The sequence below is a fragment of the Streptomyces sp. NPDC005728 genome (genome assembly GCF_040630895.1).
GTDB lineage: Bacteria > Actinomycetota > Actinomycetes > Streptomycetales > Streptomycetaceae > Streptomyces.
The window spans coordinates 124,549-136,144 of record NZ_JBEXYL010000016.1; the positions used below are offsets into that span (position 1 = coordinate 124,549).

Annotated in this window: 9 protein-coding genes; 5 read left to right on the forward strand and 4 right to left on the reverse strand. The window is 68.4% G+C overall.

Annotated elements, in window-relative coordinates:
- Positions 1 to 44: 44 nt before the first annotated feature.
- Complete coding sequence (locus ABZ471_RS14275; RefSeq protein WP_359066058.1) at positions 45 to 1,160, forward strand: Ku protein; 1,116 nt, start codon at positions 45 to 47, stop codon at positions 1,158 to 1,160.
- A gap of 239 nt (positions 1,161 to 1,399) precedes the next feature.
- Positions 1,400 to 2,461 (forward strand): hypothetical protein, encoded by a 1,062-nt coding sequence (locus tag ABZ471_RS14280; RefSeq protein ID WP_359066060.1) that lies wholly within the window; start codon positions 1,400 to 1,402, stop codon positions 2,459 to 2,461.
- A 212-nt stretch (positions 2,462 to 2,673) separates the two neighbouring features.
- On the opposite strand, the gene ABZ471_RS14285 is transcribed toward ABZ471_RS14280, so the two are convergent.
- Positions 2,674 to 3,372, reverse strand: coding sequence for an SDR family oxidoreductase (locus tag ABZ471_RS14285; RefSeq protein WP_359066062.1), 699 nt, complete (start codon positions 3,370 to 3,372; stop codon positions 2,674 to 2,676).
- A gap of 540 nt (positions 3,373 to 3,912) precedes the next feature.
- Here ABZ471_RS14285 and ABZ471_RS14290 point away from each other — a divergent pair.
- Positions 3,913 to 4,461 carry a carbonic anhydrase gene (locus tag ABZ471_RS14290; RefSeq protein WP_359066064.1) on the forward strand — a complete coding sequence of 183 codons (549 nt, stop codon included), beginning with the start codon at positions 3,913 to 3,915 and terminating at the stop codon, positions 4,459 to 4,461.
- A gap of 440 nt (positions 4,462 to 4,901) precedes the next feature.
- On the opposite strand, the gene ABZ471_RS14295 is transcribed toward ABZ471_RS14290, so the two are convergent.
- On the reverse strand, positions 4,902 to 5,075 hold the full coding sequence (locus ABZ471_RS14295) for a hypothetical protein (protein ID WP_359066066.1): 174 nt from the start codon (positions 5,073 to 5,075) through the stop codon (positions 4,902 to 4,904).
- A gap of 581 nt (positions 5,076 to 5,656) precedes the next feature.
- Entirely contained in the window at positions 5,657 to 7,747 is a 2,091-nt protein-coding gene (locus ABZ471_RS14300; protein ID WP_359066068.1) for a serine/threonine-protein kinase, read from the reverse strand.
- Positions 7,748 to 8,799: 1,052 nt separating this feature from the next.
- Here ABZ471_RS14300 and ABZ471_RS14305 point away from each other — a divergent pair.
- Together ABZ471_RS14305 and ABZ471_RS14310 are read left to right on the forward strand one after the other, a co-directional pair.
- Positions 8,800 to 9,876: a zinc-dependent alcohol dehydrogenase family protein gene (locus tag ABZ471_RS14305; RefSeq protein WP_359066070.1), complete on the forward strand. Its 1,077-nt coding sequence runs from the start codon at positions 8,800 to 8,802 to the stop codon at positions 9,874 to 9,876.
- Between the two features lie 297 nt (positions 9,877 to 10,173).
- Entirely contained in the window at positions 10,174 to 10,566 is a 393-nt protein-coding gene (locus ABZ471_RS14310; protein ID WP_359066072.1) for a hypothetical protein, read from the forward strand.
- A 200-nt stretch (positions 10,567 to 10,766) separates the two neighbouring features.
- On the opposite strand, the gene ABZ471_RS14315 is transcribed toward ABZ471_RS14310, so the two are convergent.
- A complete protein-coding gene (locus tag ABZ471_RS14315; RefSeq protein WP_359066074.1) occupies positions 10,767 to 11,150 on the reverse strand; it encodes a hypothetical protein in 384 nt (127 codons plus the stop codon).
- Positions 11,151 to 11,596 lie beyond the last annotated feature (446 nt).

Consider the following 11,596-nt stretch of genomic DNA (forward strand, 5'->3'; position numbering starts at 1 on the left):
ATTCAGCTGTGTAACACCGGAAGCCGGAAGGATGGGTGCCGCACGTGCGATCCATATGGAACGGCGCCATCTCGTTCGGCCTCGTGACCATCCCGATCAAGCTGGTGAACGCCACCGAGAGCCACTCCATCTCCTTCCGCCAGATCCACACCGGCGACAACGGCCGCATCCGGTACCGCAAGGTGTGCGAACTGGAGGACCGCGAGGTCGGCCCGGCGGAGATCGGCAAGGGGTACGAGGACGCGGACGGCACGATCATTCCGATCAGCGACGAGGACCTCTCCCACCTTCCGATCCCGACCGCCCGCACGATCGAGGTCGTCGCCTTCGTGCCGGACGACCGGATCGACCCGCTCCAGATGGACACGGCCTACTACCTCGCCGCGAGCGGAGCCCCCGCCGCCAAGCCGTACACCCTCCTGCGCGAGGCCCTCAAGCGCAGCAACAGGGTCGCCATCGCCAAGTACGCGCTGCGCGGCCGGGAACGTCTGGGCATGCTGCGCGTGGTCGGCGACGCCATCGCCCTGCACGGCCTGCTGTGGCCGGACGAGGTACGCGCCCCCGAAGGCGTGGTCCCGGACGTCGACGTCACCATCCGCGACAAGGAACTCGACCTCGCGGACGCCCTGATGGACACCCTCGGCGAGGTCGACCTGGCGGATCTGCACGACGAGTACCGCGAGGCGCTGGAGGAGGTCATCGCGGCGAAGGTGGCCGGCGAGACCCTGCCCGAGGCCCCCGAGCCCGGCGCCGGCGGCAAGGTGCTGGACCTGATGGCGGCCCTCGAGAAGAGCGTGCGCGACGCCCGGGTCTCCCGGGGCGAGGAACCGGCGCCGACCGAGGAGGCCGAGGTCAGGCCCCTCAGCCGACGTCGTACCACCCCCAAGGAGACGGGCGGCAAGAAGTCGACGTCCGCGGCGGCGAAGAAGACGGCCGCCAGGAAGACCGCGCCCGCGAGGAAGTCGACGGCCCGGTCCGCCCAGAGCGCGAGGAAGACGACCGCGGCGAAGACGGCGTCCAAGTCCACGGCGAAGACCGCAAAGACCGCAAAGACCGCAAAGACCGCGAAGACTGCGAAGACCGCGAAGACGGCCGCGAAGAAGAGCGCGGCACAAGACAGCACGGCCAAGAAGACGGCGTCCCGCAAGCGCTCGGCCTGAGGCGGCGGGACGGCGGGACGGCGGGACGGTAGGACGCCGGGACGGCCGTGGGATGCCGTCCGGATGTGGACGCAGCCTGGTGACGGCTACGGCGCCCGTCCGATGTTCCCGCCGGCCCGCCGAGGCGCGGCGCCGGGCGTCGGCGAAGATCACGAGCCTCGGGGGCGGCCCGGCCAACGGCTGAGTTCGTCCCCCTGATTCCCTCCCCCCAGACGGGACGACTCGGGCACGATGAGGGTGTGACTTACCTGGTGACCGTGGCCCTGGCCCCTCCCAAGGGCGCTCCGGAACTCGACGCGCTCCAGCGCGAGGGCGTCATCTTCCTGATGCGGAAGGCGTTCGACTCGCTCGAGGCGATCGAGGGGCCCGACGGCATGGAGATCGAGCTGATGGACGACGTCATCGCCGCCCATCCCGGCGGGGCCCTGCTGAAGCTCTTCGTGGACGCACCGGCGCTGGAGTTCGCGGAGGACGCCGCTCGTGAGGTCGTAGCCGAACTCCTGGAGCGCACCGAACCGCTCGCCGACTGGCAGATCACCCGGTGCGGAGTGGAACTGAACTCCGAACTCCTCCAGGAGAGCCTCGACGCGGCCGACGGCCCCGACGCCCCGCCGGCCGACCCGGCGGAGCGCGCACGACGCCATGCGGCGGCCGAGCCCGCCGTGGCCCCGGGCCGTCTCGACCCCTCCGAAGTCGAGACCATGCGCTGCCGACTCCGCGCGCTGGCGCCCGCTCTGGCGGCCTTCCCGCTGGACTTCTTCGGCTACTCCGACGATCCGGAGGAGCGGACCGTGGGCCGGGAGGCGGCCGAAACCGCGGCCGGAGCCGTCGTGTTCGCCCTCGACCTCCTGGTGGACTCACTCTTCACCGACCTCGCCAGTCTGGAGGAGGACGGCCCGACGGTGGCCGTCAGCGACGCCACCTTCATGCTCCTGGACGACCTGCCCCCGCAGTTCGCCGACGAGTACACGGTCCTGTTCGCCCGCCGCCTCACGGTCACCGCGGTCACCCTGACCGCCCGCCTCACCCAGCCCCACTTCACCCGCCCGACCTGCGTGGCCGAGGAACTCCTGCTGAAATTCCTGCTCGCCCAGGCCGAGGTCACGGTCGACCTCTACGACCTCCTGACGGAAGAGGTCGCCACGGCACTGGAGGCGTTCGTGGACGGCGTCGACGAGGACCTGGACATCGAGGCCACGGAGGTCGGCGACTGGTTCACCGCGTTCGACGACGAGGGATTCGTCCACCCGTACGCGGCACACGACGACGAGGAGTCCCTGCACGGCCCCGCTCCGCGGTGAGCTGCCTCAGCCCCTGAGGTCGGGCGATGCCTGTGGCCTCCGCGGCTGTTGTGCCCTCTGTGGCCGATGCTTCTCCTGTCGCACTCGTCGGCCGGACGAGGCGTAGGAGACGGAGGACACCGCTTGCCTGTCGGGCTCCGAACCTGGGTCCGGGGCGGTCACCGACCGGTGCAGGGAGCTTGATCGGCGTACGGTCACTGATCGGCGTACGGTCAGCGACCGGCGTACAGCGTCTCCAGATCCCCCGAGAGCGCGGCGCGTACGCGGCGGGTGGCGTCGTCGACCAGCACTTCGGGTTCGTCATGGAGTAGCGCGGCCATCGTCCGCTCGGCCACTTCGGAGGCAAGGATCTTCGGGGAGTCGACATCCGCCGCCAGATCGGTGTCCACATAGCCGGCGTACACGCCGACCACCAGCGTGCCCTGCTCCCGCAGCGCCAGCCGGAAGGCGTTCGTCAGCGACCACTGAGCCGCCTTGGAGGCCGCGTAGCTCGGAAACCGTCGGTTGGCCACCCACGACGCCACCGACAGCATGGTGACCAGCGCGCCGCCTCCCTGGGCGGCCAGCACGGGTGCGAAGGCACGCGAGACGGCCCAGGTTCCGAAGTAGTTGACCTCCATCTCGCGCCTGGCACCGTCGAACGACCCTTCGAGGAGGGGCGGGCCACCGGTGACCCCGGCGTTGTTGATGACGATGCCGACATCGCCGGCGGTCCGTGCGGCCGCGGCGACCTGCTTCTCGTCGGTGACGTCGAGGCGGAGCGGGGTGAGCCCGGGGTCGCGGACAGTCTCCGGCTCACGGACACCGGCGTACACCTTGGCGGCGCCATGAGCGAGCAGTGCCTGGGCGAAGGCCAGCCCGATGCCACGGTTGGCTCCCGTGACAAGAGCTGTCGAACCCTTGATGTCCATGATCACCCTCCCGGCAAGCGGATGTGGAGGACTTCCTTCCTCCGACGCTAGGCCCCGCACAGCGGCTGCTCCACCGGTGGCGGTCGAGCCGGGAGCAGGTGCGCCTCACAGGGCGCGGTCCGCCCCGAACCATGGCTCGGGGCGCCCCCAGGAGACATCGGAAGGCGTCGCAGCTGCACAGGGCCGTCGGAGGCATTGCAGCCCATGCCCGCTCGCGCCTGCGGCCGGGTCGCCCGCCTCCTGTTGAACCATTGCCCTCGTCACGACGCACGGACGGGTCGGAGCGGCATCGAGGCTGACGATCGAGGGGAACGACCGATGGACACAGCAGGACGCCCGGATCGCAGAGCTGTACTGGTCGGCGCATTTGCGGGCGCAATGGTCACGCTTGCGGGGTGCTCGTCGACGAGTGCCACCACGTCGTCTCCCAGCACCTCTCCCAGCACCTCTCCCAGCACCTCGCCCAGCGCCTCGCCCAGTGCGCGGCCGACCACGCCCTCCACGGCATTCGCGAGGCTGATGGAAGGCAACGGGCGCTGGGTGAGCGGAGACCTGCACCACCCCGACCGGGATCCGGACCGCCGTCAGCTGGTGGCCCAGGAACAGGAACCCTTTGGGTCGGTCCTCTCGTGCATCGACTCCCGGGTGCCGCCCGAGCTCCTCTTCGACACCGGGTTGGGTGACCTGTACGTGATGCGCACGGGCGGCGAGGCGATCGACCCGGTGGTCACCGGCTCCGTCGAGTACGGACCCATGACGAGCGGAACCCCGCTTGTCGTGGTTCTCGGGCATCAGCGCTGCGGCGCTGTCGAGGCGGCGTACAAGTCTCTTCGCGACAGCAAACCACTGCCCGGCAACCTGCAGGCGATCGTCAGGGCTCTGCAGCCCGCTTACGAGCAGGCGGTCAGGGAAGGCGGCACCGACCCGGCGGAGACCATGGCCCGTGCCCAGGTCACGTTGACCGCGACCGCCCTGCGCTCCAACCAGGACCTTGCCCCACTCGTGGCGAAGGGCACTCTTGCCGTGGTCGGCGCCTACTACTCGCTCGACACCGGCAAGGTGGAAGTCCTGTCGGGGGCACCTTCGTGAACGGGTCCGACGAGAAGGGGAGTTGTCGTCCCGAAGCAGCCGCTGGAAGTTGCGGTCACTCCCACACGGATTGCGGGGGCCCGACGCCGAGCACCCCGACCGGCATGCCGAAGGGCGGTCGCGGAAAACTGTGCCAGATTCTGCTAATCCGCCTATAAACGGGCGAACCGGCCGGTGCGGAAAAGGGGCCTTCCGTTTTGGCCGGCCGAGGCGTAGGTTCCGTTTACCCCGCGACGGCGCCTTCCGAGGCGCTGGCCCGCCAGCTCCGGGACGGCGGGCCGCGCGGGGGCCAACTGCCTGGTCGCGGCCATGTTTCAGCAGCGGCCAGGGGAGCCGCTGAGACTGGCTCGGCCCTGGCCGGCCGGCTGCAGCCGCTGCGGTCTGGACCGTATGCACGGTTCGGCGCCACGCGACCTCGGTGACTCGATGTGACGACAGCGTCAGTGTTTGAAGGAGTCCTTGGTCCTCTCCTTCGTGCCCCGCATCTTGCCCCGCGCTTCCAGGGCGGCGCCCTTTGCTGCGAGGGTCTCCTTGTGTACCGCGTGGGCTGCCTTTCGCACGGTCTTTCCGACAACCTGTTCGGCCTTTGCCTTGGCTTTCTCTCCGGCGCTCATCTCAGTACCTCCGCGCAGTCTCACCGGCCGAGTGCCCTGGAGGCAGAGGAAGAACCCTGAGCAGGCGGTGTCTCCGGCGCCCGACGTCCGGTGCCCCTGACCGACGACCCCCTTGACCCGGTCTACACAAGAGGGCCGGACTCACCTCCCTTCTGTGGCTCCAGGGCCCTCCCCTCCACGGCTCCAGGGCGGAACTTCCTCGAAGGCCGTTTGACACCGTCATGGCCAGCTCCCACGCTGGTGGGACGTGACACATCCGCCCAAAGGGAGAAAATTATGGTGAAAAGCGCCTGGAGCTGCATCCGATACCTCGTCGGTGTGTCCTGCGCTGCGGCGCTGTTCGCTGGAACGGTGGGCGTGGCGACCGCCGAGGCGGTGCCTCAGGCAACGAAAGCCGCGGTCGAATCGTCGAGATCGGCACCACACGACTCTTGCACGGGTTATCACTACGACGAGAATCACGACCGCGTCTGGGATCCGCCGGGCTGCACCCCGCCGTGAGGTGAGGCAACACCACCGCCCTCACGTTTTCTGAACGGGTCCAGGCCGTCGCAGTCCTGGCCCGCGCTTTCGGATGCCCTTCAGAACGTGATCACCGACACCGAACTTGAGCTGCCATTGGCAACGTAGAGCTGGCGCCCATCCGGGGACACCGTGATCCCGGACGGGCGGGAGCCGACGGAGATGGGGCTGCCCACCGTCTGGTTCGTCGCGGTGTCGATCGCTGAAACGGAACTCGAGGTCGAGTTGGTCACGTAGGCGTGGTTCCCGTTCGGGGACACCGTGATCCTGGACGGGCGGGAGCCGACGGGGATGGGGCTGCCCACGGTTCGGTTCGTCGCGGTGTCGATCACCGACACCGAATCGGAGCCCGAGTTGGTCACGTAGGCGTGGTTCCCGTTCGGGGACACTGCGATCCCGGACGGGCGGGAGCCGACGCGGATGGGGCTGCCCACGGTTCGGTTCGTCCCGGTGTCGATCACCGACACCGAACCGGAGCCCAGGCTGGTCACGTAGACCCGGCGCCCGTCCGGCGATACCGCCACCCCCTGGGGGAACAGGCCGACGGAGACGGGGTCGCCGACCGTCTGGTTCGTCGCGGTGTCGATCACCGAAACGGAACTCGAGCTCCCGTTGGCCACGTAGACCTTGCGCCCATCGGGCGACACGTCCACCCCCTCCGGGGTGTCGCCGACGGGGATGGGGCTGCCGACCGTTCGGTTCCTCGTCGCGTCGATCACGGACACCGAGGCCGAGGAGTTGTTGGTCACGTAGACCTTGCGCCCGTCCGGCGACACGTCCACCCCCTCCGGGGTGTCGCCGACGGGGATGGGGTCGCCGACCGTTCGGTTCGTCGCGACGTCGATCACCGACACCGAACCCGAGGCGAAGTTGGCCACGTAGACCCGGCGCCCGTCCGGGGACACCGCCACCCCCTGCGGGGAGTCGCCGACCCGGATCGGTAGCACGGATGCCGGCGCGGCGTGGTCAGGATTCGAGGAGCGGGACTGTGTCAGGTAGATGGCGCTGCCCCCTGCGGCCAGCGCCGCCAATACCACCCCCGCTATGAGCCTGGCCCGTCGGTGCCCGGGCCGCGGCGCGCGGGGCCGCAGCCGGGCCTCGTCATCTCTGCGCGGCAAGGGCCCCAAGGGCGGGCCGGCCGGTTCCTCCGGCTCGGGCGGCAGCACGGGTTCGGTCGGCGGGGCCGGCTCCGGAGGGCGCGGCGGCTTCGCGGCAGGGGGCCGCTCGTGCGGCGTCACATCCGGTGACAGAGCCGGTTGCTGCGAAGGGGACGGGTGGGGCAGGGCGGCCAAGGAGGCGAGCCGCTGGGCGGCCTCGTCGCCGTCCATCCTGTCCGCTGGATCCTTGGCCAGCAGCCCGAGCAGGACAGGGGTCAGCTCCGTGGCCCCGCGCGGCGGGGAGGGAGGCTCGAACAGCAGGGCGCCCAGCGTCGCGAGGGCGGAGTCACGGTCGAAGGGGCCGGTCCCCTCGAGCGCGAAGTAGAGGGTGGCGCCGAGTGAGAACAGATCGGCGGCCGGGGTGGGCGCTTCGCTGCGGGTCCGTTCCGGGGCCATGAAGCGCGGGGTCCCGAGGATCTCCGACGTGGCGGTCAGGCGGGCCTCTCCGGAACTCGGCTCCAGTGCGATGCCGTAGTCGGTGAGCAGCACCTGACCGCCCTCCGTGAGGTAGGAGCGCTGCGGGCCGGGGTGGGTCAGCAGGATGTTGGCCGGTTTGACGTCCCGGTGCAGGATGCCGAGCCGGTGGCCCTCCAGCAGGGCGTCGAGTACCGCCAGCCCGATCCGGGCGACGTCGGCGGGCGGCAGCGGCCCCCACTCGTGCACCACCGCCTCCAGGTCCATGGCGCTGGGTACGAAGTCCATGACGATCCACGGCAGACCGCTGTCCTCCACGATGTCGTGCACGGTGACGACGTGGGGGTGGTTGCGCAGCCGGGCCGCGTGCCGCGCTTCGCCGCGGGCCCTCGCGATCCGGGTGCCCACCTCGTGCTCTGGGACGGCCGGCGGCAGGATGATCTCCTTGAGGGCGACCTCGCACGCCAGTTCCTGGTCGTAGGCCAGCCACACCCGGCCCATACCGCCGGCCCCGAGTCGTCGCAGGAGCCGGTAGCGCCCGGTGATCACACGCCCGGCGGCCTCGTTCGCTCCTGTCATGGCTCCCTCTTCCCAGGACGGGCTGGCAGGGGTCCCCAGCGAGCGATGAAAGGCTTCCCTCCACGTATCGCATATCGCCCAGAGAGTGGCAACTCGCCCACTGCTCGCGTCCTGACTCGATTAGGGCGCGCGTTCGATGAATCGACTAAGCAAACGGCCCGAGGCCAGAACGGATCGAAGGTCCACCCGATCACCGACCGGAGAGGGCCGCCCTGTCCCTGTCCCGGGGCGTCTCCGCCGCTGATGCCCACGACAACCTCGGGCTGAAGCCGCTCGTACGCGGGACCCTCCCATCCGTTCCCGCCGTAGGGCGTGGCGTCGACGGCCGGCCGAACTCCTTTGATCACACCAAAAGAGATGACCTCTTCCTGTCGCGTGCGGCAGGAAGCTCGGAAGCCGGCGCACCCGCCGGTCTTGCTTGTGGTCCTTGATGAGGCCGTGGCGGCTCTCGAGGGTCCTTGGGGGGTGTGGGAGGAGGCGCGGAAGTGCGCGCTGCCTCCGGAGCAGGTGTCTTCCCGAGAACCATTCTCTCGAACAAGTGCGCGAAAACAGGCGGCACCCTGGGAGGAATAGGCAAACGTATTACGGCTATTTCATCTAATTCGTAGGGCCGCTCACAGAAGCTGGTTCCCTACTGGAACGGCTGCCTGGCTGGACAACCTTGCCGACGATGTGACGATGGAGGGCTCGGTTCTGAACGGGATCGTGCACGGCGCCGAGGGCGTTCGTACGGTGCTGGCCTATGCGCGCACCCTGTAGGAGCACCAGGACTTCGTCTACGTCGATGAGTACGGAGAGAATGGATTCATCGAGGCTACGCGTCGAAGGTGCGTGGTGAGCCGATCGCAAACATCGCGGTCGTCTACAGGAACCCAGCCGTCGTCTACAGGAACCCAGAGGCGCAGACGCAACACCTTGTGGTGAACCACCGTCCACTGCCGTCGGTCTTGCTTTTCTCTCGACTGTTGGGCGACCACTTTGCTGGGACGCGGTGCGCCGGGCACTTCGCTGCCCCGTCGGCCGACGCCGAGCGCGACTGAAGGAGAGATCTCATGCCCACGCCACAATCCATGAGCGCGCTCGTAGCCCAAGAGGTCGGCGAGCCGAGTGATGTCCTTCGGCTGGAAACCCGTCCTGTTCCCACGCCAGGATCCGGTCAGGCGTTGATCCGCGTGAAGGCGACTCCGATCCACGCCAGCGATCTGCATGTGCTGCGTGGCCGCTACGGTTTCTCCCCCGAATTTCCCACTGTTGGGGGCCACATGGAATGCGTGGGCCGTATTGGGGTCCTGGGCCCGGATACTGAGGGACTGAAGGTTGGCGAGCGCGTGGTGGTCGCTGCTGTCCCTGCGGTACCCGGGCCGCGTGTGGCCGGCACTTGGCAGGAATACCTCGTTGCCGATACGCATAGGCTTCTGAAGGTCCCCGATCGTCTGAGCGACTCCAGCGCCTGTCAACTCGCTGTCAACCCGTTGACCGCGCTGCTCCTGGTGACTCGCGAACTCGACGTACAGCAGGGTCAATGGTTGTTGCAGACGGCCGCGGGCTCCACCGTCGGCCGGCTCGTCATTCAGCTGGCCAGGCATCTGGGTATTCGCACGATCAATGTGGTGCGGCGGCGCGATGCCGTTGAGGAGATCAAGGCGCTCGGTGGCGACGAGGTCATTTGCACCGAGGACGAGGACCTGGTGCAGCGTGTGGCTGAGATTGGAGGCCCGGCCGGCGTGCGCAAGGCCATCGACTGCGTCGCGGGCCACGTGGGTGCCCAGGTGTCCCAGGCATTGGCTCCTGGGGGAGAGACCGTGGTCTACGGCGCGCTCTCCACCCATCGGCAGACTGACCCGGCAGCACTGACGATCCCGCTGTCGGCGCGCTCGGTTATCTACGAGACCAAAGTAGTCCGTGGCTTCTGGCTGAACCGCTGGTTCGGCACTGCATCACCTGCGGATGCGCTGCGCGCGCTGTCCGAGGTTCGCAGTCTCGTCGCCGATGAGGTGCTGAGCATCCCCGAAGGCCAGCCGTTCCCGCTCAAACGCTTCACCGAAGCCATCTCGCTCGCCGAAGCACCCGCACATGGCGGCAAACCACTCTTCGTCTTCGCAGAAGGCCGGGACGAACACGACGGGTAGTACGGCGTACGCATCTTCACCGTGGGTTCCGCTACGGCAGCCTTTCCCATCCATGATCGACGTGGGCGCCGAATACGCTCACGTCGATTGCCGTACTCCGCTGCTGTAGAGCACCGGTGCGGAAGGGTGAGGCTGCGGGTTGCGCCTGAGCCGGCGGACCCTGATCTGCGGGTATGCGTCGGTCTAGCCGTGAGTCCTCGCGGCTCCCCGTTGCTTCCCGCCCCATCTGGCACGGGTATGGCGCGGAGCGGCTGCCGTCGACCGTGGAACGGCGTGGGATGGGACTACCGTCCCGGAATGGTCCGCAGCAGCCGGAAGGCCCGGCGCCTGGTCGTCGTAGACGAGACCTTTCTCTGGTCGTTGAGGCATGAGCACCGCGTTGACCAGGGGCGGTATGAAGACTGCCGCGAACTGCTCACCCCCCGCAGATGGGGAGCACAAGGGCGGCTCCTGATCGTCTTCCAGCGCTGCGACGGACGGCTGGTCCCCGACGGCTACCTGCCCTCAGGGGCCGTTGGCACCACCGATGACGTCTGGCTGAACCTGCACGAGCCCGGCACGGTCAGGGCTTTGCTCGACGAGGCGATCGGCCGAGGCTGGAACATCGACGACCCCGCAACGGCCGAGTTTGACGGCTGGGACCTCTTCGACTTGGTGGCCATGAGTCGGGCCGAGATCCCGCACGAGTGATCGGCGCAGCTAAAACGAGGCTCGGGGCGGCCTGGCATCGCAGGTCCGCCGGCTGCGGGCAGTTGAAGGCTGTTCGCGTGCCATGAGGATCAGCCACAGCTTCAGCGCCTCAGGAACTCTGATCAGATTGACGCGACGGGGACTGGACACAGGGCACAGCCACCGCGCCAGCCCCCGACCCTGCTCAGAACCCGTAGAGATCAGTAGCGGCAGTCGGGAAGACTGCCCACGGCGGCGCTGTTATCCACGTAGGGAGCGTAGGTCCACCCGTACACGTACTGCGAAAACCCGAGGTCGTTGTGGTACTCGGCGATGGTGTGGTACCAGACGGTCCCGAAGCCCAGGTCTTTCCCCAGGCGGCTGTAGCAGTCGGCGTCGATCCCGTCATGCATTGCGGGGGAGAGGTCCTTGGCGACCTTGTCGTTGTTGGTGATCACCCTGTAATCCGCGTACACACCCACGTTGTGACTGGTGCTCAGCCGGATACCCACATCCGCGCTCGCCGGGGTTGCGGTCAACACCCCGGCCGTGGCTATGGCGCCGATGAGCGCCGTGGTCGCAGCTAACCTCTTGCCGATGTACATGAGTCTTCCTCCTGATCGAGTGGCGACGTCGCGGGCATGATGGCCGCGATCGCCGTCTGGTCTGACGAAGTTGACGAGTTGCGGCAGTTTTCTCGGGCCGGCAGCCCTGTTCTCGCCCTGCTGTTGCGCACCGTGGCGAGGCCGCGTTCCCTTGGCGCCGTGGTGTGTACGCACCGTTTCGGTGCAGAATTGGCCGGGCCAGCCCGGGTCATGACGGCGCAATTGCGCCAGCGATCCCCGCAACGCGGCCGCTTTACCCCTCTTGTACTCTCGCGGCTGTCCCCCTATTCCGCTCCCGCTGTTCGGGAGCCACCGGCCTCGGGCTGCTTGGGCCGGCCCTGCGCTAGGCCCGGTAGAAGCGGCCAGACCTGAACACGCAGTTCAGGAGCGGACTCGCGAACACGAGGACCAAGGTCTTCATCACCACGCACGCCGCCTTCGGCTAC